The sequence below is a fragment of the Verminephrobacter eiseniae EF01-2 genome (assembly GCF_000015565.1).
In the GTDB taxonomy this organism is placed as follows: domain Bacteria; phylum Pseudomonadota; class Gammaproteobacteria; order Burkholderiales; family Burkholderiaceae_C; genus Acidovorax; species Acidovorax eiseniae.
On record NC_008786.1, the window covers coordinates 4,981,961 to 5,005,195 of the forward strand.

General features: G+C 63.3%; 21 protein-coding genes and 2 pseudogenes. 18 read left to right on the forward strand and 5 right to left on the reverse strand.

The genetic code is table 11. The features are described 5' to 3' along the window. Nucleotides 1–19 precede the first annotated feature (19 nt). From VEIS_RS30855 to VEIS_RS21785, 3 genes and pseudogenes are all read left to right on the forward strand, one after another. Nucleotides 20–196: pseudogene (locus tag VEIS_RS30855) on the forward strand (transposase); the annotation flags it as partial. After that, nucleotides 169–402, forward strand: a complete 234-nt coding sequence (locus VEIS_RS30860) for a transposase (protein ID WP_232287977.1) — start codon at nt 169–171, stop codon at nt 400–402. The pseudogene VEIS_RS30855 and the gene VEIS_RS30860, both read left to right, overlap by 28 nt. A 196-nt stretch (nt 403–598) precedes the next feature. Next, on the forward strand, nt 599–1,603 hold the full coding sequence (locus VEIS_RS21785; RefSeq protein WP_011812186.1) for a DUF4917 family protein: 1,005 nt from the start codon (nt 599–601) through the stop codon (nt 1,601–1,603). Nucleotides 1,604–1,785: 182 nt separating this feature from the next. Here VEIS_RS21785 and VEIS_RS21790 read toward each other — a convergent pair whose 3' ends face one another. Beyond that, nucleotides 1,786–2,547 (reverse strand): IS630 family transposase, encoded by a 762-nt coding sequence (locus tag VEIS_RS21790; RefSeq protein ID WP_011812187.1) that lies wholly within the window; start codon nt 2,545–2,547, stop codon nt 1,786–1,788. Between the two features lie 133 nt (nt 2,548–2,680). Then, nucleotides 2,681–3,778, reverse strand: coding sequence for a LacI family DNA-binding transcriptional regulator (locus tag VEIS_RS29260; protein WP_011812188.1), 1,098 nt, complete (start codon nt 3,776–3,778; stop codon nt 2,681–2,683). Between the two features lie 145 nt (nt 3,779–3,923). Here VEIS_RS29260 and VEIS_RS21800 point away from each other — a divergent pair, with 145 nt between their 5' ends. From VEIS_RS21800 to VEIS_RS21810, 3 genes are read left to right on the forward strand one after another with little or no spacing between them, the layout of a single operon-like run. Beyond that, entirely contained in the window at nt 3,924–5,039 is a 1,116-nt protein-coding gene (locus VEIS_RS21800; protein WP_198137915.1) for an ABC transporter substrate-binding protein, read from the forward strand. Next, the gene (locus VEIS_RS21805) at nt 5,036–5,833 is read left to right on the forward strand and encodes an ABC transporter ATP-binding protein (protein ID WP_011812190.1); all 798 of its coding nucleotides are present in this window, start codon (nt 5,036–5,038) and stop codon (nt 5,831–5,833) included. Before VEIS_RS21800 ends, VEIS_RS21805 begins: the two co-directional genes overlap by 4 nt. Beyond that, complete coding sequence (locus tag VEIS_RS21810) at nt 5,830–6,642, forward strand: ABC transporter permease (RefSeq protein WP_011812191.1); 813 nt, start codon at nt 5,830–5,832, stop codon at nt 6,640–6,642. The genes VEIS_RS21805 and VEIS_RS21810 overlap by 4 nt, the downstream gene beginning before the upstream one ends. Before the next feature lie 89 nt (nt 6,643–6,731). Here VEIS_RS21810 and VEIS_RS29265 read toward each other — a convergent pair whose 3' ends face one another. Together VEIS_RS29265 and VEIS_RS31755 are read right to left on the reverse strand one after the other, a co-directional pair. Further along, nucleotides 6,732–6,986 (reverse strand): hypothetical protein, encoded by a 255-nt coding sequence (locus VEIS_RS29265; protein WP_198137916.1) that lies wholly within the window; start codon nt 6,984–6,986, stop codon nt 6,732–6,734. Continuing rightward, nucleotides 6,959–7,102, reverse strand: a complete 144-nt coding sequence (locus tag VEIS_RS31755; RefSeq protein ID WP_157048631.1) for a hypothetical protein — start codon at nt 7,100–7,102, stop codon at nt 6,959–6,961. The genes VEIS_RS29265 and VEIS_RS31755 overlap by 28 nt, the downstream gene beginning before the upstream one ends. A gap of 355 nt (nt 7,103–7,457) precedes the next feature. Between VEIS_RS31755 and VEIS_RS21815 the strand changes: the two genes are divergently transcribed. The 4 genes from VEIS_RS21815 to VEIS_RS21830 are packed head-to-tail and all read left to right on the forward strand — an operon-like array spanning nt 7,458 to nt 11,749. Continuing rightward, nucleotides 7,458–9,140, forward strand: coding sequence for a thiamine pyrophosphate-binding protein (locus VEIS_RS21815; RefSeq protein WP_011812193.1), 1,683 nt, complete (start codon nt 7,458–7,460; stop codon nt 9,138–9,140). Between the two features lie 8 nt (nt 9,141–9,148). Continuing rightward, on the forward strand, nt 9,149–9,868 hold the full coding sequence (locus tag VEIS_RS21820) for an SDR family NAD(P)-dependent oxidoreductase (RefSeq protein WP_011812194.1): 720 nt from the start codon (nt 9,149–9,151) through the stop codon (nt 9,866–9,868). Between the two features lie 25 nt (nt 9,869–9,893). Next, entirely contained in the window at nt 9,894–10,904 is a 1,011-nt protein-coding gene (locus VEIS_RS21825; protein WP_232287778.1) for a Bug family tripartite tricarboxylate transporter substrate binding protein, read from the forward strand. Between the two features lie 8 nt (nt 10,905–10,912). Then, on the forward strand, nt 10,913–11,749 hold the full coding sequence (locus VEIS_RS21830) for an SDR family NAD(P)-dependent oxidoreductase (protein ID WP_011812196.1): 837 nt from the start codon (nt 10,913–10,915) through the stop codon (nt 11,747–11,749). A gap of 162 nt (nt 11,750–11,911) precedes the next feature. On the opposite strand, the pseudogene VEIS_RS21835 reads toward VEIS_RS21830, so the two are convergent. Beyond that, nucleotides 11,912–12,885 (reverse strand): annotated as a pseudogene (locus VEIS_RS21835) (IS110 family RNA-guided transposase). Nucleotides 12,886–13,587: 702 nt separating this feature from the next. Between VEIS_RS21835 and VEIS_RS21840 the strand changes: the two are divergent. From VEIS_RS21840 to VEIS_RS21875, 8 genes are read left to right on the forward strand one after another with little or no spacing between them, the layout of a single operon-like run. Next, complete coding sequence (locus VEIS_RS21840) at nt 13,588–14,622, forward strand: LacI family DNA-binding transcriptional regulator (protein ID WP_041950266.1); 1,035 nt, start codon at nt 13,588–13,590, stop codon at nt 14,620–14,622. A 47-nt stretch (nt 14,623–14,669) separates the two neighbouring features. Further along, the gene (locus tag VEIS_RS21845; protein WP_011812199.1) at nt 14,670–15,968 is read left to right on the forward strand and encodes an ABC transporter substrate-binding protein; all 1,299 of its coding nucleotides are present in this window, start codon (nt 14,670–14,672) and stop codon (nt 15,966–15,968) included. Between the two features lie 11 nt (nt 15,969–15,979). Beyond that, on the forward strand, nt 15,980–16,882 hold the full coding sequence (locus VEIS_RS21850; protein ID WP_011812200.1) for a carbohydrate ABC transporter permease: 903 nt from the start codon (nt 15,980–15,982) through the stop codon (nt 16,880–16,882). Continuing rightward, complete coding sequence (locus VEIS_RS21855) at nt 16,875–17,702, forward strand: carbohydrate ABC transporter permease (RefSeq protein ID WP_011812201.1); 828 nt, start codon at nt 16,875–16,877, stop codon at nt 17,700–17,702. The genes VEIS_RS21850 and VEIS_RS21855 overlap by 8 nt, the downstream gene beginning before the upstream one ends. A 39-nt stretch (nt 17,703–17,741) precedes the next feature. After that, nucleotides 17,742–19,370 (forward strand): GMC family oxidoreductase, encoded by a 1,629-nt coding sequence (locus VEIS_RS21860; protein WP_011812202.1) that lies wholly within the window; start codon nt 17,742–17,744, stop codon nt 19,368–19,370. A 1-nt stretch (nt 19,371) separates the two neighbouring features. Beyond that, nucleotides 19,372–20,805 (forward strand): NAD-dependent succinate-semialdehyde dehydrogenase, encoded by a 1,434-nt coding sequence (locus VEIS_RS21865; protein WP_011812203.1) that lies wholly within the window; start codon nt 19,372–19,374, stop codon nt 20,803–20,805. A gap of 17 nt (nt 20,806–20,822) precedes the next feature. Next, nucleotides 20,823–21,881, forward strand: coding sequence for an ABC transporter ATP-binding protein (locus VEIS_RS21870; protein WP_011812204.1), 1,059 nt, complete (start codon nt 20,823–20,825; stop codon nt 21,879–21,881). Then, nucleotides 21,878–23,209 carry an FAD-dependent oxidoreductase gene (locus tag VEIS_RS21875; RefSeq protein WP_011812205.1) on the forward strand — a complete coding sequence of 444 codons (1,332 nt, stop codon included), beginning with the start codon at nt 21,878–21,880 and terminating at the stop codon, nt 23,207–23,209. Before VEIS_RS21870 ends, VEIS_RS21875 begins: the two co-directional genes overlap by 4 nt. Nucleotides 23,210–23,235: the final 26 nt, after the last annotated feature.

The window sequence follows — 23,235 nt, forward strand, 5'->3', positions numbered from 1 at the left end:
GAATGAATAGGAGCCCAAGATGCAAGAAGTCAGAAAACTACCATGTGATGAACAATGGGAGAAATTATCTCCGTCATTACCGGGCAAGCCGAGCGATCCTGGTGCGACCGCCCAGGCCAATCGACTATTTTTGGAAACGGTGTTGTGGATCATGCGCACGGGTTCACCATGGCGAGACTTGCCTGCAGAATTGGGCACCGTGCGACGGCGGTCATTCCACCCAGGCGCAATCGTGTGGTGCAGCGAAGTCATGATCGACATCTGTACAAGGAGCGCAATGTGGTCGAGCGTTTTTTTAATCGGATCAAGCAATTCCGAAGAATCGCAACTCGTTATGAAAAGCTGGCGCGTAACTACCTGTCGTTTCTCAATCTGGTTTGTACTTATATCTGGATTACTTGATTGTTAACATGCCCTAGCCGGTGTTTTCGGTTTTCTCAGTCCAGGCGCACACCGCCCGGTAGGAATCCCTGAAGATCAGATGACGCGGCTTGGCCGTTCCTTCGCGCTCAATATGTGCTGGCTCCTGATCAAGAACCATCTCGCGCGAATTCCACAGCTATGAACCTCGCGACTTAAATGCACAAGGACCAACAACATGCCGTTTGAGATCAGGCCCTGGGAAGCGATTGCGGAAAACTACGGATGCACAATTCTGCTCGGCAACGGTGCCAGCATCTCCGTCAGTCCGACCTTCTCCTACGGCTCGCTGCTGCAACATGCCGCCGAGTACAACCTGCTCCCCGTGGATGCTCAGCGGTTGTTCAAGTTCTTTCGGACCAACGACTTCGAGCTGGTTCTTCGTATCGTCTGGCAGGCATCAAACGTCAATCGTTTACTACAAATTCCGGACGAGCGGACCCATGCCGCCTACGTGGGTCTTAGGGACTGCCTCATCCAAACAGTCCGCGACATTCATCCGGAGCATGGTGCGGTAAGCGCCCACCTGCCGAGCATCTATCAATTCCTGAAGCGGTTCAGAACCGTCATCTCGCTCAACTACGACCTGGTGGTGTACTGGGCTATGACCTACGGGTTGGCCATCGACGACCAGCATGCGTTCAAGGACTGCTTTGTGGGAGGTGGCACCTTCAACGATGACTGGCAGCGATTCAGGCAGCCGATCCGGAGAGAACGTTCAACCTCGCTGGTGTTCTATGCGCATGGCAGTCTGGTGTTGTGCCGAAACCTGGTCGAGCAGGAGCGCAAGATCCACAACCTTCAGGACGGGCTGCTGGAGGCGGTCCTGCAGCGCTGGCAAAACGGAGAGGTCGTGCCTTTGTTCGTGAGCGAGGGAACGTGGCGGCAGAAAGTTACTTCCATCCAAAACAGCTACTACCTCTCCACCGTATACAGAGAGGTGCTGAAATCGCAGCGGGACACGCTGGTGGTTTATGGCTGGGGCTTCGCCAAGCAAGACATTCACCTACTGCAACGAATGAAAGACACCGGCATCAATCGTGTGGCGGTGTCAGTATTTGGAGGGGGTCAGGCGTACTGCAACCGGGTCTTCCAGACGATCCGCGACGAATTGGGAGCACATGTCAAGGTGGAGTTCTTCGACAGCGAGAGCCCCGGTTGCTGGATTCATCCAGCTCACTAAATGGTGGAAAACCTAGGAGCCGCGCTGTGTCATCAATGCTAGACAGGTTCTACGAGCGTTCCGCCCATCTGAACGTATTGCTGAACAGCAATCCTGCCGAGGCGGTAAAACAGGCCAGGGAGATCAATCTCAATCTCGATACGGATGAGCGTTGCAACATGATGGGTCTGCGAACAGCTATCCTAGTGGACTGTAATTATTGAATCAGGAGTAATTATCCGAGTTGTGTCGAAGTACTTCCACTTCACGGACTTGGGTTGCTCGTTGTACTTGCGGATGTAGCGCATGAGCTTTCTCTTGAGATCGGGTACCGAGATGAATACGCCGCGAGCGATCCTGAAGTACTCAAAGCCATGACGCTCGGCACGCCCCGGCGTGAGCGGCAGCACCGGGTCTTTGCGATCGAGCGCCTGAATCGCCGTCTTCTCGTCGACGCTGAAGACGGCCGCATGCTGCGGCGGGTTCAGATACAAGCCGATGACATCGGCTGCCTTGGTTTCAAAGTCCGGATCGTTGGAGGCGAGATAGCCTTCGAGCCGATGCGGTTTGAGTCCGTGCTTGGCCCAGATGCGCGCCACGGTCATGTGCGAGATGTCGCCACCAAGTTCGGCAGCGAGCTTGCGCGTGGACCAGTGCGTGGAACCATCGGCGGGCTTGTGCATGGTCGTGCGCGCCAGCACACGCGCCTCCAGGCGGTCGGTGACCTTGTAGCGCTGGCGGCCGGCATGGCGAGAAAACAAGCCTGCCAAACGGTCAGCGGCGAAGCGCTTGCTCCAGAGAGCAATGTAGCTGTCATTGCAATCGAGCTTGGCCCTGATGGCGCTCCAGGTCAGTCCCTCGGCAAGCAGCAAGATCAGACGCGCACGACGCGCCAAATCCGCTCGAACGGACCTTCCATTGGCTTGCTGGCGCAGTTCCACGATTTCGGCTTCGGTCAAGTTCATCGTGTCCTCCAAGGAGGTAATTTACTATCTATTTAAACGTTATGGACCACTAGCCATGCAGGCCGCGACCGTGGGCTTGGATTTCGCTGGTCGACCCGCTGCCGCAGGCAGGCCATCGGCCTTCAAGGCGCGTTCAGCGCGTCTTGGCCGGCTTGCGACGAATCGCACCCTCGAAGACGGGGCCGGTGCTCTGGCGCACCACGAGACCCACATGCAGTGGCACGCGCTCGGGCTGCGCGGCGCCGCGCAGCCGCGCAATGAGGTACGCGCCGGCCTGTTCCCCCATCTCGCGGATTGGCAGCCGCACGGTGGTCAGCGGCGGATGCAGGTAGGACGCGAAGTCGTTGTCGTTGAAGCTGATGATCGACAGCGCACGGGGAACCTCGATGGCGGCGCGATCGAGCGCCGACAAGGCGCCAGCCGCGAGGTAGTCGTTGCCGCACACCACCGCAGTGGGCCGGTCGGCGCGGTCCAGGTCCTCGATGATCTGGTCCATGGCCGCGTAGCCTTGCTCGAAGCCGTAGTCGGTCTCGATCATGGCGGCCTCGCAAATCGTCATGCCGCGCTTGGCAACTTCCACCGTGAAGCCGTGAAAGCGGCGCTGCGCGCGCGCGTTGTCGCCGGTGCGCCCGCCGATGAATCCAAGGCGCTGGTGGCCCAGTGCCGCGAGGTGCGCGACCACCAGCGCCGCAGCCTCTCGTTCGCTGAAGCCGACCGCATGGTTCACCGATTCCGGGGGCGCCCACATCAGAACGAAGGGTATGCGCGAGGCGGGGAGCATGGGTAGTGCATGGGTCAGCTGCTCTTCGCCCAGCAGGGCCACGGCGTCGACACCGCGTTCGAGCAATGTCCGAAGAATGGCCGGCTCTTTGCTGAGTTTGTGCTCGGGCGCCGAGAGCAGCAGCGTGTACCCGTGCGCAGCCAGCCGGGTTTCGAGCGCCTGAATCATGGTCGGGAACGAAGAACTGCCGAATCGGGGGACGATGGCTCCGATCGTCATGGTGCGTCGCATGGCGAGCGAGCGCGCTGCGCCGTTGGTCACGTAGCCGAGCCGCTCGACCGCCGCCATGATTTGCATGCGCGTCGTCGGGCGGATCATCTCGGGCCTGGACAACGCGCGCGACACCGTGCCGGGGGACACGCCGGCCAGCATGGCCACATCGGCGAGCGAGACGGCGCGCCCGGCATTTCCGGCCAAGGCGAGGGAGGACGAAGCGGGATGACGCGGCATGGTGGACTGGTTTCCGGACGGCAAGCAGCCAGCATCGTAATGCAAGCGCAAGCGCAAGCGCGTTCGCTGCTGCGCATGACCTGCTGGGGATATCCCTAGTTCATGGGCTGATCCGCCATGCGCACAATCTCCAAAATGCAAACGCTTGCATATAACGCTTGCATTTAACGCTTCCACGGCCCTGCGCGGTGCGTGGAAACATCTCGCCACCTTGCCTGAAGGGGAAAACAGCATGGCCCTTTTCACCACACTGCGCCGTCTTTGCCGGCAGGGCGCGCGCTTCGGTGCGCTGACTGCCATCGGCGCTGTCCATTGGGGGAGCGCGCAGGCGCTGGATGTGCGCGTGGCGCGCCAATATGGTGTGGCCTATATCCCGCTGATGATCATGCAGGAGCAGAAACTGATCGAGAAGCACGCCGCCAGGTTGGGCGTGAAGGATGTCAACGTGGTCTGGCAGCAGTTCTCCGGCGGCGCGGTCATGAACGATGCCTTGCTGTCCGGCAACCTTGACTTCGCAGTGGTCGGTCCGCCGCCGTTTCTGACCATGTGGGCGCGCACGCAAGGCTCACGAAATCAGGTGCTGGGAATCGCGGCGCTGAACACGATGCCGATGTACCTGATGACGCGCAATCCGGCGATCAAGTCCGTCAAGGACTTTACGCCGAAGGACCGGATTGCGGTTTCCGGCGTCAAGGTGTCGACACAGGCTGTGGTGCTGCAAATGGCGGCCGCACAGGCCTGGGGCATCGGGGAGTTCGACCGCCTCGACAAGTTGACGGTGGCCATGCCGCTGTCCGACAGCATGGCGCTGATGCTGTCGGGCAAGAGCGAGATCACGGGGGATTTCACGGTGCCGCCCTTTTCCCATCGGGAGATGAGAGCCGGGATGAAGCCGGTCATCGATACCTTCTCGGTGCTGGGCGGCCCGAGTTCGACCAACGTGATCTACACCACGAAAAATTACCACGACGCCCATCCGAAGATGGTCCAGGCTTTCTTGGCCGCGTTGCGCCAGGCGCAGCGTTCGATTGCCGAGAACAAGACAGCGGCGGCAGCCGTCTATCTCCGGCTTTCCGGTGACAAGGAGACGCCGGAGAACATCGTCGAGATCCTGAACGACCCGCAGATCAGCTTCGACAGCACCCCGCGCGGCATCATGGGTTTCGCGAAGTTCATGTACGAGACCGGGGCCATCAGGGTGCAACCCGCATCGTGGAAGAGCCTGTTCATTGCCGCGCTCGACGGGGAGGCCGGAAATTGAAGCCCGATGCTGGCGCTGGCAGTTCCGCGCCTTTGCTGGCGGTGCAGCGGGTCACGCTGCGCTACGTCAGCGAAGGGCGCACGGTGACTGCGACCGAGAACGTGAGCTTCGACATCCGGCAGGGTGATCGCCTGGTGCTGCTCGGCCCCTCCGGGTGCGGCAAGTCGTCCTTGCTGAAGGCGATCGGCGGCTACCTGTGGCCGGAGTCGGGCAGCATCCGCCTGCGCGGCACGCCCGTGCGCGCGCCGGGGCCGGACCGGATGATGGTTTTTCAGGAGTTCGACCAGTTGCTGCCCTGGAAGACCGTTCTCGGCAACGTGGTGTTCGCGCTCGAATCTTCCGGTCGTTGGCACGGCCAGGCGGCACGCGCACGCGCGGCGCAGGCCATCGCCAGTGTCAAGCTGGGCGACTTCGGCGACGCCTATCCGCACATGCTGTCGGGCGGCATGAAGCAGCGTGTCGCGATTGCGCGCGGTATGGCGATGGAGCCCGAGATCTTGCTGATGGATGAGCCTTTCGCCGCACTCGATGCGTTGACCCGCGTCGCCATGCAGGATGAGCTTTTGCAGTTGTGCAACGAAACGCGCTTTACGGTCGTCTTCGTCACCCATTCGATCCAGGAGGCGATCCGCATAGGAAGCCGGATCCTCTTGCTGTCGCCGCACCCCGGCCGGGTGAAGGGCGAGGTAACGAGCGATGGCAAGGATCGGGTGCACCCGTCCGGGCAGCGCCTGTCGGAGATAATCCACGAGAGCCTTTTCGCCACCGCGCCAGGGCCGCAGGAAGCCGTATGAGCAGCATGCGAACCATGGCGCTTGCCGCCCGGCCGGTTCGGGGAGCGCCCATTTTCCGGAAGATCGCGATACTGCTGGCCATCGGACTGATCTGGGAGGGCTACGGCCGATGGCTGAACGACGACCTGATCTTCCCGACGCTGCTGCAGACGCTGCACAGCTTTGCCGGAGGAACGGTCTCGGGCGTGATCCCCCGGCGCGCCGGATATTCGCTGATGATCCTGCTTCAGGGGTACGCCATCGGCATCGTCCTGGCCATGCTGCTGGCGGGCTTGGCGGCCACGACGCGCATCGGCGCCGATCTGCTGGACTTGCTCTGCGCGCTCCTGAATCCGTTGCCGGCCATTGCCTTGCTGCCGTTGGCGTTGATGTGGTTCGGACTGGGCAATGGCAGCCTGGTGTTCGTGCTGGTGCATTCGGTGGTCTGGCCGATGGCGTTGAACGTGCACTCCGGCTTCCGCGCTGTGTCGCCGACGCTGCGCATGGTGGGGCACAACTATGGTCTGCGCGGCTGGCGCCACACCGCCGCGATCCTGGTTCCCGCCGCCTTTCCCAGCCTGCTGGCGGGACTCAAGATCGGTTGGGCCTTCGCTTGGCGCACTTTGATCGCCGCCGAACTGGTTTTCGGGGTCAGTTCAGGCTCGGGCGGACTGGGTTGGTTCATCTACGAACGCAAGAACCAACTCGACATCGGGTCGGTGTTCGCGGGCCTTCTTGGCGTCATCCTGATCGGGCTGATCGTCGAAGGCGTCCTGTTCCGCTGGGTCGAGAACAGGACCGTGCGACGCTGGGGCATGCAGACGGCGTGATTCCATTTCCAAATCGTTCGTGCAAGCGAAAGCAAAGCGCAGACAGCACGAATGCACGGCAAGCGACGCCGGCAAAGTGCACGGATGATTCAGGAATGGAATGAGATGAAGCGCCGGAAAACCGCATCCGGGCGATACGGTTTCCCGAGCGGGTGGCCGCGATGGCCGAAGGGTCGATACGGCGCGCCGGGATTGCGTGCGGCATCTTGCGCCGCGTGACGCCCAGCAGCGGTCGGGTGCAGGCCGTCGCCGACCTCGGCGGCGGCGCAGCGCCCGGCGGGCTGATCGCACCCGGCGGCTAGTGTCGCGTCACGGATCAGATGTCGTAGGCTGCGCGCAGCCATCGGAGCGCAGCGCAAGGCGCATCGCTTGCCCATACCGAGCGTATTGGCAAGCGATGCAACGCCGCGATGCGCTTCGATGGCCAGCGCAGACCGACAGATGATCGGTGACGCGACACTAGGCCATGCATCGCATCCCCGGGCCGGCTCGCCACACGACCAATCCCTGCCCCGGTGGCCCGGACAAGCACACCGCCTGCGCCACCCTGCCCGGTACGGGCCGGCCCATCACCCCCATCACCATCGACGACGGACCCGCTGCGGGCCTGCGACGGGCCGACCCGGCATGACACAGCGGCCGACCGCGCCGCGCTGAGTCGGCTGTGCCGGGTATTGGGGATTCCACCAATGAAAACTTTGTCCGTCGTCGCGTAATCTATATGCAATCGCTTGCATTCATGATGAAAAATACATTCATTGAATACGATGCAAAGGCTTGTATCGATCGCATCGCGACCAGATCCAGGGAAACGAATGACCACCACCAAGAACGCGCTCGTCCGCACGCTGCTCGAATGTGACGCCACCCATGCATTCACCTTGCCGGGCCTGGGCATCACATGGATGCTCGATGAGTTCCATGGGGTGCGCGACCGCTTGCGTGTCGTGCTCACGCGCAGCGAGCAGATCGCCTCGGTCATGGCGCAGGTCTATGGCAGGCTGACCGGGCGTCCGGGTGTCTTCATGGGACAGGGGCCCTTTGCGGCCAGCACGGGCGCCTTCGGTATTTTGGAAGCGCACTTTGCCGGCTCGCCGATGGTGGTGCTGACCGACACCTCCTGCTATGACGGCTTTGGCATGTACGGCGTCTATCAGACCATGACGGGCGACTACGGCGCTGCGGACGTGCGCACGGTCATGGGCACGATGACCAAGTACACCGGTTATGCGACCGAACCCCATGAGGCGGTGTACGGCTTGCAGATGGCTTTCAAGCACGCACAACTGCCGCGCATGGGCCCGGCCGCGCTGGTGCTGAAGTCGCCCATCATCCGGCGCGAGATGCAGGACGACCCGCGCGTCCATCTCCATCCTTCAGAGGGCTACCTGCGCCACACCCCGGCACGCCCCGATGCCAATGGCGTCGCCCATCTGGCGCAGATGATCGCAGAGGCCCGCAACCCGGTCATCCTGGCCGGGCAGGGCGTGCAGACCGATCGGGCGCGCGCCTTGCTGGCACTGGTCGCGCAAAAGGCCGGTCTGGCGGTGGCCACCAGCTATAACGGCAAGGGGGTGATCGACGAAACGCTGCCGGTCGCGGTGGGCATGCTCGGAACCTGGGGCAGCCGCAGCGCCAACCGCATGCTTGGCGGCGCTGACCTGGTGGTGGCACTGGGTGCCAGCCTCGGGCCGGACTACCTGCGTTTCCGCGACAAGGGTTTGATCGAGCCGGGCCGCCAGCGCATCGCCCATGTCGACATCGATGCGCGCCATGCCGGCTGGGTCTACCCGGTCGATCATGCGCTCACGGGTGACGCCGCCGATGTGCTGGAGATGCTGGCCGACAAGTGCCTGGGCGAGGAAAACAAGCAGGCGCGTCTCGGCAAGATCGCGCAGAACAACCAGGAACACGGCTTCGGCGTCATGCCACCGACCGAGGCCGCCAGCGGCACGCTGCACTACGCCGACATGGTGCGCGTGCTCGACCGCGTGCTCACGCCGCAGGACATGCTGGTGCTCGACGCGGGCAACAGCCGCATCTGGGTCACCAGCATGTTGCGCCTGCGGACCCCCGGCCAATTGGTGGTCCCCGGTGGCATCGGCGGCATGGGCTGGGGCCTGCCGGCGGCGGCAGCGACCAAGCTCGTCCATCCGGAGCGCAACACCATCTGCGTGATCGGCGACGGCGGCGCGGCGATGACGCTCAGCACGCTCGCCACCTGCGTACAGGAACACCTGCCGATCACCGTGGTCGTGGCCAACAACCAGGGCCTGGGCATGGTGCGCGACAACATGAAGGGCCGCCGCATCGCAGTCGATTTCTCGCCGATGGACTTTGCGCAGATCGCGCGCGGCATGGGTTGCATCGGCGTTCGCGTCGACAAGGCCGATGCGCTGGAAGACGCCATCGCAGCCGCCCGCAGCGCCGATCTGCCGACGGTCATCGACCTGGCCATCGACCCTGCGGCCAGCCACATCGCGGCCTCGGACTACTGAGCGTGGCCATGAAGCCCGTCGCCATCGTCACCGGTGGGTCCAGCAACATCGGCTGGGCCTGCGTGCAACGCTTCTGCGCCGACCACCGGGTGCTGATCGCCGATCTGCAGCCGCCACAGGCGCCACTGCCCGAAGGCGTGTCCTTCATCCAGACCGATGTCACCAGCCAGGCGCAGTGCGCCGCGCTCATACAACGAGCGGCGACGCAGGGCGCGCTTGCGGCCTTGGTGCATTCGGCAGCGATCACCGCAGAGGCCAAGCCCTTCGATCAGATCGATGCAGCCGAATGGCACCGGCTACTGGAGGTCAACCTCACGGGCAGTTTCCTGGTCGCGCAGTCGGCCATTGCGCTGCTTCGCCGCAGCCGTGGGGCGATGGTGTTGGTCTCGTCGCGCGCCGCGCGCACCGGCTACGCCGCGCTCACCGCATCGGGCAGCGGGACCAAGCCGCACTACTGCGCATCGAAAGCCGGGGTGTTGTCGCTGGTGAAGTCATTGGCCGTTGAACTGGCCGGTGACGGCGTGCGCGTCAACGCTGTGGTGCCGGGCGCGATCGAGGGCGCCATGATCCCGCAACAGCGCTGGGCCGAACTCTCGGCCCGCATCCCGCTGGGCCGCCTCGGGCTTGCGGCCGAGGTGGCAGATGCAGCCCATTACCTGTGTTCCAGCGGCGCCCGGTACGTGACAGGCCATGCGCTCGACATCAACGGTGGCACATGGATGAACTGAAGCCACGCAAGAAGGAGACTCCATGATGAACATGCCCAGCCAGACATCGCGCCGCAGCGCGCTGAAGGCCCTGGCCCTCGCGGCCGGCACCCAGGCGGCGGCCAGCCTGCCGGCGATCGGCCAGACGCAGCCCGCCTACCCAAGCCGGCCGGTGCGGCTGATCGTGCCTTTCCCGCCCGGCGGAGCGACCGACATCGTCGCGCGCGCCATCGCCGAGCGCCTGCAGGCGGTGCTCGGCCAGCCCTTCGTGGTCGACAACCGCAGCGGCGCCAGCGGCAACATCGGCATGGCGGAAGCAGCGCGCGCGCCGGCCGATGGCCACACGCTGGTGCTCGGTGCGCCGCAGACGCTGACGATCAACCCGCTGCTGTTCAAAAAGGGCCCGGGCTTCGACGTTGCCCGCGACTTCGCGCCGATCATCGTCGTCGCATCGGTTCCGAACGTCTTGGTGGTCGCCAACAAACTGCCGGTGAAAACGACGCAAGAACTGATCGCCTACGCACGCCGCCACGTTGGCAAGCTGAGCTACGGCTCGTCCAGTGTCGGCGGCACGCCGCATCTATCGAGCGAGATGTTCAAGACCATGACCAGCACCTACATCGTGCATGTGCCTTATCGCGGCAGCGCACCGGCGCTGCAGGACCTGATTGGCGGGCAAATCGACATGATGTTCGACAACCTGCCGGCCTCGCTGCCGCACATCAGGGCCGGCAGCGTGCGCGCGCTGGCCGTGACCACGCTAAAGCGCTCCCCCTCGGCGCCGGACCTGCCGACGCTCGACGAATCGGGCGTAGCGGGCTTTGACTCGCAGGGTTGGTTTGCGCTGCTGGCACCCTCCGGCACGCCGAACCAGATTCTTGAGCGCATCAATGCAGAGGTGAACAAAATTCTGCGCACGGCCGATTTCCGTGCGCGGATGGAGCGGATGGGCGCCGAGACGGCAGGGGGCTCGATGGATGATTTGAAGCAGCGCATCCACAGCGAAAGCGAACGCTGGGGCAAGGTCATCCGCTTGGCCAACATCACCGCAGATTGAGGCCACCCATGAGTTCAAAGGGCATTGATTTTGGCCACGCGGGGCCCCTGCGCGAGGCCGATCCTGCGCGCAACTGCAAGCGCTTTTCCGGGCGTGCGGCGCTGCTCACGGCCGCAGCACGCGGCATCGGTCTGGCCTGCGCGCTGCGGCTGGCGGCCGAAGGCGCAACGGTGTGTGTCACCGACCGCGACGAGGACGCGCTGGCCGAAGCCGCGGCGCTGGCGCAGCAGGCTGGACTGACGCTGCACACCAGCGTCATGGATTCGTCCGATGTGCTCGACACCGCGACCCGCATCGAGACCCTGCAGCAGTTGCTCGGCCCCTTCGACATCCTGGTCAACAACGCCGGCGGTTCGCTGCACACGCCCTACCACTTCATGGACGAGACCGACGCGCACTGGCAGAGCGTGATCGAGCTCAACATGTTGAGCGCCGTGTGGAGTTGCCGCGCAGTGCTGCCGGGCATGGTCGCGCGCGGCGTCGGGCGCATCGTCAACTTCGGCTCGAAGGCGGGCCGCTTCGGAAGCCTGATTGCCGGAGCCAACTACGCCGCCGTGAAGGGCGCGATGGCCTCTTTGACGCGCCAGCTCGCGCTGGAATACGGCGCGTATGGCATCACGGTCAATTGCATCTGCCCCGGCATCGTGATGACGGCGCGCACGCGCAGCCTGTGGAGCGAGCGTCGCACGCCTGCCGAGCGAGCGCGCGTGCTGGACGAGATTCCGCTCAAGCGGCATTGCGAAGTCGAAGATGTCGCGGCCAGCGTCGCGTTCCTGGCTTCGGACGATGCCGCTTTCATCACCGGCGCCACGCTCGATCTCAACGGCGGTCAGGCCATGGCGTGAACCCCGAACGGCCGCCCGAAGGTGCTCATGCCGCAGCCGAAGGCGGGGGTACTCCAGTGAGCCATTTCATTGGGGAGTGCCGACGACGCGGTGCCGGCGCGCTCTGCCGGCGCGCAGGCGCGTCCAGGCGCGGATTCAGGGATTCAGCAACCGTCTTGAAAGTCAACCCGAATGGAGCGCCTGATCCCACGGTTTACGGCTTCTGACCATTGCGTTGAGAATGGTCAGCAGCTTGCGCATGCAAGCCACGAGAGCGACCTTCTTGGATTTGCCCACGGCAAGCAGTCGCTGGTAGAAGGCTTTGATGACCGGGTTGTGGCGCGAGGCCGCCAGCGCTACCATGAACAGAACCCGGCGCACATCGGCACGGCCACCGCAGATCGAGCGTTTGCCGCGCATCGTGCCCGAGTCACGATCGATCGGCGCCACCCCCACCAGGGCGCTGACCTGGCGGCCGCTGAGCTTTCCCAGTTCCGGCACCTCGGCCAGGAGCGTGCTGATCGCGGCCTTTCCAACGCCCTTGACGCTGTCGAGCAGCGCGGCCATCTCGCCATGGTTGGCGCCGATGAATGCTTGCAGATCGTTATCCACGCGGGCAATCTCGCGCTCCAACGCTTTGATGATGGTGTTCAGGCTGCGCCGCTGACGCACGCCCGGCATCTGCATGCGATGCTCTTCGGCCATGTCTCATGGCCATGAGTTGGCGCCGGCGCGTGACCAGACCCTGCAGTTGCTGCTCATCGGGCAGCGGCTTGACCAGTTTGGACAGATCGCCGCGCGCCAGCAGCGTGCGGGCCATGTCAGCCAGCACGCAGGCGTCGATGCGATCGGTCTTGGCCAAGGTAGCCCATCGCGCGGGCGAAGTCGCGCGCCTGGCGCGGATTGATCACCGCCACCGCCAGGCCGGCCAGTTGCAGCGCCGTGGCGCAGGCCAGCTCGAAGCCGCCGGTGGCCTCGAACAGAACCAGGCCAACATCCCTCTGGCGCAGTTCGGACAACAGCGCCGCGTAACCGGCCTCGTCGTTGGACAGCACCAAGGGCTTGGCGCCCTGGCTGAGGGCCACCTCCAGAGTGGCCTTGGACACGTCGACACCCACGGCGATGCGGGCATTGCAGGTTGGATTTGGCAGGCTCATCATCGCCCCTGCTTGTACATGCGAAGTCAAAACTTCCTGCAACCGTTCGGGCTGAGGACGAGAGACGGGGCATGCGCCACCTACTGATACTGATACACGGACTTGGAAGTCCCAGGAGAGCTCGGGCTGCACGCCCGCGCCAAACCAACCGGGCCGGGCCCAGGCCCGGGCTGTGGACATGTGGACGATGCGCTGCGCGCACCGGCCGACGCCATGGACAACTCTACGAGTTGCCCACCGCGCCAGCCTTCGACCACATCCCCACAGCCTTGCACGACCACGTTTATTTCCCCGTGAAATGAAGATCCAAGGATTCAGTTCAACTGCGCACCCGGATCGTGCTGCTTGCTGCGCGTGGCGCCACGGACAAGAACATCGCGCCAAGCCTGGACATCGATCGCCGAGTCTCAGCGCGCTCGCTATCCCACTGCCTCGACGTCCTGATCACTCGACCGCACGCAGCCAGGTCTGCCCATGGAGCGTGGGCACGGCAAGCTGCCATCGCTGAATACATCGCGGCGCACAACGCCAACCCCAAGGCATTCATCCGGACGGCCAAGGTATCGGCCATTCTGGCCAGGGTTGTCCGGGCTTGGGACCCTCTTGGAAAAGATCGCTTCCATTGGGCGTACTGCACTTGACAAACAAAATGACTACGAATACATTTTGATCTTCAGATAGATGCAGGCACCACTTGAAGCCATGGTTTTCGATCGATTGAAGTCCGTCACGAGTCAGGACGTTGCCCATGCAGCCGGGGTTTCCCAGGCTACTGTCTCGCGCGTGTTCGCCAAGCGCGGCAATGTGCAGCCGATAACGGCCGAGCAAGTGCGCCGTGTCGCTGGCGAACTGGGTTATCGGCCGAACGTCATGGCGCGCGCCATGCGCACCAGCCGTACCGGCACAGTCGGTATCGTGGTGTCGCGTCTCGGCAATCCGCTGTATCCGCTGATGCTGCAAACGCTGGGTCCGAAGATGGTCGATGCGGGTCTGCGCATGGTGGTTTGGAGCGTCGACGAGAGCGATGAGACGTGCGCGATCGATGCGATCAAGGAGCGCTCCGTCGATGGCGTGTTGATGATGACGGCCACGGCCGAGTCCTCGGCCTTGCGCGAGGTCGTCAAATCCGGCTTGCCGGTGGTGCTGATCAACCGCGTGGTCGATGGTTTGCCACTGGATCAAGTGGAGTCGGACAACCGTGCCGGAGGGACCTGCGTGGCGCACTACTTCGCGGCGACCGGCCGGCGGCGCATCGCGTTGATCGGAGGGCCGCAGGCACCCAGCACCATCCGCAACCGTGACCTTGGTTTCCGAGACCAACTCGCTGCGCTTGGCGCACCGCTGAAAAAGCAGTTGACGGCTTATGTCGAGAACTTTTCATACGCGGCGGGGTTTGCCGCCGCCATGCGTCTGCTCGAACTGGCCACACCCCCCGACGCCATCTTTTGTGCCAATGACGTGTTGGCTCTTGGTGCCCGCGATGCCGCGCGACGGCGCGGTGTCCGCGTGCCGGAAGACCTCTGGCTGGTCGGTTATGACGACATTGACATGGCGGCCTGGGATGCTTTTGACTTGACCACCATTCGCCAACCCATCAATGAAATGTGCCAGATCGCCACCGACTTGCTCGTCGCGCGCATCGGTGGCTCCACCAAGACCCCGGGCAAGACCGTGGTGCCCAACGACCTGATCATCCGCGGCTCTACGGGGCGCCACCCTTTCCCCGCTTTGGGCTAAGGGCTACGCCCGTCGAACTGCATCCATCAAAACCAACGGAGACAACGATGAACATCACGCGCGCCCGGTTTCTGAAATCCACCATTGGCGCCAGTCTGGCGCTGTCCCAGCCGTTGCGCGCACTCGCAGCGCCGACCCAACTCAAGGGCACGGTGACCTATCTCACCTACGAGTCGCTGCCAACCACCAAGAAGGTGATTGGCGACCTGTTCGCCGAGATCGAGGCGGCCAACCCTGGTTTGAAAATCAAACCGCTATTCACGTCGCCAGAGGCCGTGCGCAAGCAGGTGTCGTCCATGTTGCAGAGCCGCACCGCACCGGACATCGTCAATCTCGACATCGAAGACGCGCTGCTGTACTCGCGCGGCGGATTGCTGGCGCCGATCAACCCATTGACTGCGGTCCTGCCTGACGCATGGCGTGTGCGGCCGGACGGCAAGAACGATTTTTTCGTGCCCAACGGCATCAAGTTCACCTACTCGTGGTATCGCGCCGACCTGTTCGAGAAAGCCGGGTTGCAGCCCCCAAAGACTTGGGATGAGTACGAGAGGGCGGCGGCCAAGCTCACGGGCAGCGGCCAGTACGGCTGCATCATCAACAGCAACACCAGTGGCGATAACCCGGTCAGCGCGTTGTACAGCTATGCCATGTCCAATGGCGTGACCTTCTTCGATGACGAAGGCAACCTCTTGTTCGACCAGGGCGAGAACCGCAAACGCTTGGTGGAAACGCTTGCCTTCCTGCAGCGCATGTCCAAGTACTCGCCGAGCACTACCAACTTCGCTTGGGCAGATGTGATGAATTCGTATGCATCGGGCAGGATCGCGATGGCCGACTACATTGGCGCGCGCTTCTTCGCGGTGGTATCGCAGAACAACGCCGAGATTGCGAAGGTCACCAAGCCCTTTGTCCAGCCTTACGGCATGGCTGCGGCCAATCGCCTGTCTGCCGAGGGCTACATGGTTTTCAAAGATTCGCAGAATGTCGAGTCGGCCAAGGCCATCATCCACTACCTGCGCGAGGGTCAGCGCTATTACGAGTTTCTTTGGTCCATTCCGATGCATGTATTGCCGGTGGCCAAGAAGGATTTCGAAGGTCCTTACCAAGCCAATGAATACGTCAAAAGCAAGCCCGAAATTTCCCGGGTCATTTCCGAGGCATGGGACGGTTCGCGCAACCCGGTGTTCGACCTCACGGGCAAGAAACCCGCTTGGCAGCGCGCCAAGGTCTATACCAGCACGATCTACAACAAGATGCTGGCCAATGTGATTCAGGGCGGCATCGCGCCGGACGCGGCTGTGACCGACGCGGCGCAAGCAGCCCGCGCCCTGCTCAAGTTCGCCTGAACAGGGCCGACATGCGCAGCCGACGCGCCAGGAGCGAGGGGAACTCCCGCCTGGATTTCATCAGCGTGTCCTTCACGCTCGTGGTCTTGGTCTTCATCGTGGTCATGATCATCCCGGTGGCTTGGGCGATTTTGCTGGGCTTCACGCACAGCGGTCCGTTTCAGGCCGGCACGACCTACGCGGGGCTGGACAACTACCGCGCCGTGCTGGCCGATCCGGCGTTCTGGCGCGCGCTGGGCATAGGTGCCAGCTATGCAATGCTTACCACCGCGTTGGAAATGGTGTTGGGCGTGGGCATCGCCATCTTGCTGTTCAAGTCGGGCCAACCGATCTTCACCAGCCTCGCGCTACTGCCCTACATGATTCCGACGGTCACCACGGCGCTGGTTTGGCACTGGATGACCAACAACCTCTACGGCATCGTCAATCATCTGCTGCTCCAAAGCGGGTTGGCCGACATGCCGGTTGATTTCGCAGGGCACGGCGCCTGGGCTTTCGGCCTTGTCACGGTGGCCAGCGTCTGGCAGTTCACGCCCTTCGTGATTCTGGTGACCTTATCAAACCTCGGCACGATCGAGCGCAGCGTCCATGAAGCCGCATACATTGACGGGGCCAACTGGTGGCAGCAGGTAGCGCGCATCACGCTGCCCATCATCCGCACCTCGATCTTGTTGATATTGCTGTTGCGCGGCATCTGGATGTTCAACCGATTCGACGTGATCTGGCTCTTGACGGCCGGCGGGCCGCTCGGAGCCACGAGCACATTGCCGATTTACGCTTACGAGCGCGCCTTTGGCGACAACAGCTATGGACCAGCGGGCGCCACCTCGACCATCATCTTCGGCATTTTACTGGTGCTGGGTATCGTCTATATGCGCCTGTTCCAGCCCGACAAGGAGGTCGCCCGTGGCTAAGAAGATAACGCTGGCCCGGGCCGCGCCGACGACACTGCTGGTACTCTGGCTGATCCCCACGCTGTTCCCGTTTTACTGGATGCTGAAGTCGGCCCTGGGCCACGCGCAGGACGTGTACAAACCGTCGCTCGGCATACAAAACGCATCACTCGATAATTTCGTCAGCCTTCTATCGAGCACCCACTTCCTTGCCAACGCGACCAACAGCCTGAAGGTCGCGCTGGCCGCCGCATGCGTGGTGATGGCGTGCAGCGCGTTGGGCGGCTACGCGCTGGCGCGCATGCGTTTCAAACACAAGACACTGCTCGCGCAGGTGGTCCTGTTCTCCTACATGTTCCCGGAAATCTTGCTGGGCATCCCGTTTTTTGCGATGTTCCAGAAGATCGGACTGCTCAACTCGCTGTCCGGGTTGGCCTTGGCGCATGTCACGCTGAGTCTACCGTTCGGTCTGTGGTTGATGTGGCAGTTCTATCAGTCGTTGCCGATGTCATATGAAGAAGCCGCGCAGATCGACGGCGCGAGCAAGTTCCAGACCTTTTATCGCATCATGCTGCCGCTTTCAATTCCGGCGCTGGCTGCAGTATTCATTTTTGGCTTTGCGGCTTCGTGGAACGACTATGTCCTGGGCCTCATGCTGATCCGCGACGACCAGATGTTCACGCTACCGATCGCCATGAGCCTGTTCGTGCAGCAGATGGATTTGAACTGGGCGCTCATCCAGGCTGCCAACGTGCTTTTGGCACTGCCTGGGCTGCTGCTTGTGTTGTTCGGTCAAAAGTACCTCGTGCGTGGCTTGCAGACCAGCGGTCTGGCGAACTGAGCGGCACTGCGGTTTTGCTGATTGACGCTGGAGATTTTTATGCGTTCCGTAGAAACTGATTACGTAGTCATCGGCGCCGGTTCAGCCGGCTGCGTACTTGCCAACCGTTTGTCGGCCGACCCGGTCAATCATGTCGTCGTGCTTGAGGCCGGGGGCGTGGACCGCAACATCTGGATCCACATACCCATCGGCTACGGAAAGACTTTCTTCGACAAAGAGATCAACTGGATGTTCAAGACCGAGCCCGAGCCGGCCTTGGGTGGGCGCGCCATCGATCAGCCACGCGGCCGTGTGCTTGGTGGATCCAGTTCCATCAACGGCCTGCTCTACGTGCGCGGCCAAGCTCAGGACTACGACGGATGGGCCGCGTTGGGCAACTTTGGCTGGGGTTTTCCGGACGTGCTGCCGTTCTTCAAGCGCGCCGAAGATCAACAGCGCGGTGCCGATGCCTGGCATGGGGTTGGTGGCCCGTTGTCCGTGAGCGATCTGCCCGAGCCTCATCCGATCGCAGATGCCTTCATCGCTTCTGCGGAGGCCAACGGCGTGCCACGCAATCCGGATTTCAATGGGAGCAGGCAAGAAGGCGTGGGCTACTTTCAGGCGACGGCGCGGCGTGGCCTGCGCAGGAGCACGGCGCGAGCGTATCTGCATCCGGTGATGACGCGCTCCAACCTGCAGGTACAGACCGGCGCGCAGGTCGGCCGCATTCTGCTGGAAGGTGCCGGCGATGCATTGCGTGCCGTCGGCGTGGCCTATGTCAAGGACGGGCGCGAACAGCGCGTGATGGCAAGGCGGGAAGTAATTCTGTCGGGCGGTGCGATCCAATCACCGCAGATTCTGCAACTGTCTGGCGTCGGTCCGGCCGCGCTGCTGCGCCAACACCGGATTGCTGTAGTGCGCGACCTGCCCGGCGTCGGCGCAAACCTGCAAGACCACATGCAGGGACGCTTGATCTATCAGACCCATGCGCCGATCACGCTCAACGACGACATGATGGGCATCGCCGGACGCATCCGGATCGGGCTGCGCTACATGTTGCAGCGCAAGGGCCCGTTGGGTTGGTGGGCGGGGGTGGCAGGCGGCTTTGCGCGCACCCGCCCGGATCTGGACCGTCCCGACATCCAGTTCCATCTCTACCCTTTTAGCACCGACCGCAAAGACAAGCCTGCGCTGCACAGGTTCTCGGCCTTCACGCTCACCGTATGCCAACTGCGACCGTACTCGCGCGGCTCAGTTCATATCCAGAGCGCAAATCCGCTACAGGCGCCGGCAATCCGGATGAACTACCTCAGCGACCCGCGCGACATCGAGGTGCTGACCAGCGGGCTCGTGCTGGCCCGCCAGATCGCAAGCACCGCACCACTGGCCGGCCTCATCAAGACCGAGCGCAGCCCGGGCATTGAGGTGACGTCACGTGCCGGCTTGCACAAGTTTCTTCGGGAAAAGGGGATGTCGGTGTACCACCCGGTCGGGACCTGCCGCATGGGCGCGTCGGCCGACTGTGTGGTGGACGAGCGGCTGCGCGTGCATGGCATCTCGGGCCTGCGCGTGTCTGATGCGTCCATCATGCCCACCCTCATTTCCGGCAACACCAATGCACCGGCCATCATGATCGGCGAGAAAGCCGCCGACATGATTTTGACCGACCAATCCGGCAAGGCTGCTTGATATGCACACCTATCCTGAACTGGGCTTGTTCATCGACGGACAGTGGCATCTCGCGCAAGGTCGCAATACCGAACCGGTCATGGACCCTGCCACCGGTCGAGTATTGGGAAATCTGCCCCATGCCAGCAAGGCTGACCTCGAGCACGCATTGCAAGCCGCGCAGCGGGCCTTCATCCAATGGCGCAAAGTGCCCGCCAGCGAACGTGCCAACATCCTGCGCCGCGCCGCTGCGCTGGTGCACCAACGCCGCGACACCATCGCCCGCACACTGACGCTGGAGCAGGGCAAGCTATTGACCGAAGCACGGGACGAGGTAGATGCCGCAGCCGACATCATCGAGTGGTCGGCCGAAGAAGCCCGCCGCATCTACGGCCGCGTGATCCCAGGCCGCAGGCAGGACATCACGCAGATGGTGGTGCACGAGCCCGCAGGACCGGTGGCCGCGTTCACCCCCTGGAACTTCCCGGCCAGCACGCCGTCACGCAAGATCAGTAGCGCCCTCGCGGCGGGTTGCACGGTCATCCTGAAAGCGTCGGAGGAAACACCCGCCACGGCTGTCGAATTGGTGCGCGCGTTTGCAGACGCAGGCGCACCCGCTGGCGTGATTGCTCTCGTGTTTGGCGTGCCGGAACAGGTGTCGCAGCGGCTCATTGCCAGCCCGATCATTCGCAAGATTTCGTTCACCGGCTCGATCCCGGTAGGCAAAGCTCTGACGCGATTGGCTGCGGATGGCCTCAAGCGCGTGACGATGGAACTGGGTGGCCACGGTGCCGCGCTGGTGTTCGCCGATGCCGATGTGCTGCATGCCGCGCGTACCTTGGCCGCCGGACGTTTTCGCAACGCCGGCCAAGTCTGCATCGCGCCCAGCCGTTTCTTCGTGCATGAACGGGTACTTGATCTCTTTACTGCCGAGTTCGTTCGCGCAGCGCAAGCCACGCAAGTCGGCGACGGGCTGGACGCCACGGCCACGATGGGCCCGCTGGCCAGCGAGCGCCGCGTGCAAGCCATGCAGGCAATCGTCGCCGATGCGCTGGCGCGCGGCGCCACCTTGGCCTGCGGCGGTCGGCGCATCGAACGGCCTGGCTGCTTCTTTGAACCCACTGTGGTGTTGAACCCTGCGCCCGACTGTCGCCTGATGCAGGAGGAACCGTTCGGCCCCATCGCCCCGATCGTGCCTTTCAGCGATCTGGACGAGGTGCTGGCGCACGCCAATGCGTTGCCCTATGGCCTGTCAGCCTATGTGTTCAGCCAGAACATCGGCACCGCCATGGCCGCTGCGCGCGGCTTGGAGGCGGGCATGGTCGCCATCAACAGCCTGTCGCTGGCGCTGACCGAAACGCCGTTCGGTGGCGTGAAGGCAAGCGGCCTGGGCCACGAGGGCGGGACCGAGGGCGTCCAAGCCTACACGGTCAAGAAATTCATCAGTCTGGCCTGACGACAAGGAGGCACGAAATGGCTTCTCTCGAACTGCGGGACATCCGCAAAACCTACGACAAGATCGAAGTCATCAAGGGCGTGTCGCTGTTCATCCGCGACGGCGAGTTCGTCGCTTTCGTCGGGCCATCGGGCTGCGGCAAATCCACGCTGCTGCGCATGATGGCGGGCCTTGAAGATATCAGCGCGGGTCAGCTACGCATAGGGGCGCGCCTGATCAACGATGTGCCGTCCAAGGACCGGGACATCGCCATGGTGTTCCAGAACTATGCGCTGTATCCGCACATGACCGTGGCGGGCAATATGTCGTTTGCGCTCGAATTGCGCGGCGAGACGAAGGCCGAAATTGCCAGACGGATCGAGAAGGCGGCGGCCATATTGGGACTGTCGCAATTGCTGGAGCGCTTGCCGCGCCAACTCTCTGGCGGGCAGCGCCAGCGCGTAGCCATGGGCCGTGCCATCGTGCGTGATCCGCAGGTCTTTTTGTTCGACGAGCCGTTATCTAACCTGGACGCCAAGCTGCGTGTGCAAATGCGCACCGAGATACGCCAATTGCACGACCAGCTCAAGGTCACCATGGTCTACGTCACGCACGACCAGACGGAGGCCATGACGATGGCCGACCGAATCGTCATCCTGCGCGACGGTGTGATCGAGCAAGTCGGGGCACCGCTGGAACTGTACGACCACCCGACGAGCCAATTCGTGGCGGGCTTCATTGGCTCGCCGTCCATGAACTTCTTGAGCGGCAACGTGGCCGGAGACGGCTTCGTCTCCAGTGGAGGATTGCGCCTGCCGCTACCGGCCCATGGTGCGGGCTGCGAAGGCCAAAGCGTCGTTTACGGGATTCGCCCCGAAAACCTGCACCTTGGCGCTGACGGCCTGCCGTTCGAGGTCGTGACCGTAGAGCCCATGGGATCGGAGACTCAAATCGTCGCGCGCCATCAGAAAGAGGAGGTGGTGTTCACTCTGCGAGAGCGCAATCTGCCACGGCGCGGCGAGACCGTGCTGTTGCGGGCCGATACGCAACATGTCCATCTGTTCCATGCCGACACTGGCGCGGTGGTGCAGGCATGAACCGATCTCCCTCCTTGGCCGCCATCAGCGAACCGCCGCGACAGACGCCCGTGCGCCACCTGGTGGACGTGCTGGTGGTCGGTGGCGGCAGCGCCGGCCTGATGGCCGCCGTGGCCGCAGCGCGCCAGGGCGCGCGCGTATTGTTGGTCGAGCGTAACGGCTATCTGGGCGGCACGCTGTCCATGGTCACCCTGGGCAGCTTCTGCGGCCTGTATACCGTAACCGAAACCGAAGTGATCCCGGTGGTTGGCGGCATGGCGGCTGAGTTCACAGAGCGCTTGGCGCATTGGGGCGGGCCGCGCGAGCCGTTGCGCTGGCTGCAAACCGCCTCGCTCCCATACGACCCGACGCTGGTCAAACTGGCCGCCGATGAGCTCGTGCTGCAAGCCGGCGTGCAACTCGCCTTTCACTGCCTGGCCGTTGGTGTGCTGCGGGAGGATCAACATGTGCGTGGCGCCATCTTTGAAGGTCGCGATGGCCGCTGGGCCTGCGCAGCGCATGTCGTGATCGACTGCACGGGCGATGGCGACATCGCCGCCCTGGCCGGGGCCGATTTCGAGCACGACCCGCAGGTCATCCAGGCACCCACAACCATGTTTCGCTTGGGCGGTGTGGACGTGGCGCGCGCCAGTGCGTTGAACCGCGACGAGCTGCGGCGCCACCTCGAGCAGGCCGTGGCCTGCGGCCTCAATCTGCCACGCACCAGCGGCGGCGCTTTCAGCGTCCGGCCCGCCAGCATGCACCTGAATATCACCCGAGTCGTCAAAGACGGTCGCGCGCCTGACCCTCTGGACACGCAGGAGTTGACCGATTCGGAAGTGCAGGGCCGACGACAGATCAGCGCCTACCTGAAAGCTTTTCGCCGCTTCGTTCCCGGCTATGAGAACTGCTTCATCGAGGACATTGGCGCACAAATCGGTGTGCGCGAAAGCCGCCGCGTGCGCGGCGACTATTGGCTCACGCAGCACGACGTGCTCAACCAAGGCCGCTTTCGCGACGCGGTGGCGTGCAGCGCATGGCCCATGGAGGAGCATGGCGTGGGCCGCGCCACGCTCTGGCGCTTTCTCGCACCAGGCACCTATTACCAACTGCCTTACCGAATGATGCTGCCCGCCGGCCTTCATGGCTTGCTCGTGGCGGGGCGCTGCGCCTCGGCCTCGCATGAGGCCCACGCATCGATGCGGGTCGCCGCCGTGTGCATGGCGCTGGGTGAAGCCGCCGGCGTGGCCGCCGCGCAGGCGGTTGCGGCGGGTGTCATGCCGCGTGACATCGACACCGATGCGTTGCGCCGGACATTGCGCGCACAAGGCGCGATCCTGGGCGACTGAGTTCCCTCACTTCGATACCCGAATCC

Excerpts from the sequence above, each read along its gene's own strand:
- VEIS_RS29260 (WP_011812188.1), bottom strand. The coding sequence starts at position 3,778 with ATGCCGCGTCATCCCGCTTCGTCCTCCCTCGCCTTGGCCGGAAATGCC.
- VEIS_RS21830 (WP_011812196.1), top strand. The coding sequence starts at position 10,913 with ATGAGTTCAAAGGGCATTGATTTTGGCCACGCGGGGCCCCTGCGCGAG.
- VEIS_RS21825 (WP_232287778.1), top strand. The coding sequence starts at position 9,894 with ATGAACATGCCCAGCCAGACATCGCGCCGCAGCGCGCTGAAGGCCCTG.
- VEIS_RS21850 (WP_011812200.1), top strand. The coding sequence starts at position 15,980 with ATGCGCAGCCGACGCGCCAGGAGCGAGGGGAACTCCCGCCTGGATTTC.
- VEIS_RS21820 (WP_011812194.1), top strand. The coding sequence starts at position 9,149 with ATGAAGCCCGTCGCCATCGTCACCGGTGGGTCCAGCAACATCGGCTGG.
- VEIS_RS29265 (WP_198137916.1), bottom strand. The coding sequence starts at position 6,986 with ATGGCTGCGCGCAGCCTACGACATCTGATCCGTGACGCGACACTAGCC.
- VEIS_RS21815 (WP_011812193.1), top strand. The coding sequence starts at position 7,458 with ATGACCACCACCAAGAACGCGCTCGTCCGCACGCTGCTCGAATGTGAC.
- VEIS_RS30860 (WP_232287977.1), top strand. The coding sequence starts at position 169 with ATGGCGAGACTTGCCTGCAGAATTGGGCACCGTGCGACGGCGGTCATT.
- VEIS_RS21810 (WP_011812191.1), top strand. The coding sequence starts at position 5,830 with ATGAGCAGCATGCGAACCATGGCGCTTGCCGCCCGGCCGGTTCGGGGA.
- VEIS_RS21840 (WP_041950266.1), top strand. The coding sequence starts at position 13,588 with ATGGTTTTCGATCGATTGAAGTCCGTCACGAGTCAGGACGTTGCCCAT.
- VEIS_RS21870 (WP_011812204.1), top strand. The coding sequence starts at position 20,823 with ATGGCTTCTCTCGAACTGCGGGACATCCGCAAAACCTACGACAAGATC.
- VEIS_RS21790 (WP_011812187.1), bottom strand. The coding sequence starts at position 2,547 with ATGAACTTGACCGAAGCCGAAATCGTGGAACTGCGCCAGCAAGCCAAT.
- VEIS_RS21845 (WP_011812199.1), top strand. The coding sequence starts at position 14,670 with ATGAACATCACGCGCGCCCGGTTTCTGAAATCCACCATTGGCGCCAGT.
- VEIS_RS21860 (WP_011812202.1), top strand. The coding sequence starts at position 17,742 with ATGCGTTCCGTAGAAACTGATTACGTAGTCATCGGCGCCGGTTCAGCC.
- VEIS_RS21875 (WP_011812205.1), top strand. The coding sequence starts at position 21,878 with ATGAACCGATCTCCCTCCTTGGCCGCCATCAGCGAACCGCCGCGACAG.
- VEIS_RS21865 (WP_011812203.1), top strand. The coding sequence starts at position 19,372 with ATGCACACCTATCCTGAACTGGGCTTGTTCATCGACGGACAGTGGCAT.
- VEIS_RS21785 (WP_011812186.1), top strand. The coding sequence starts at position 599 with ATGCCGTTTGAGATCAGGCCCTGGGAAGCGATTGCGGAAAACTACGGA.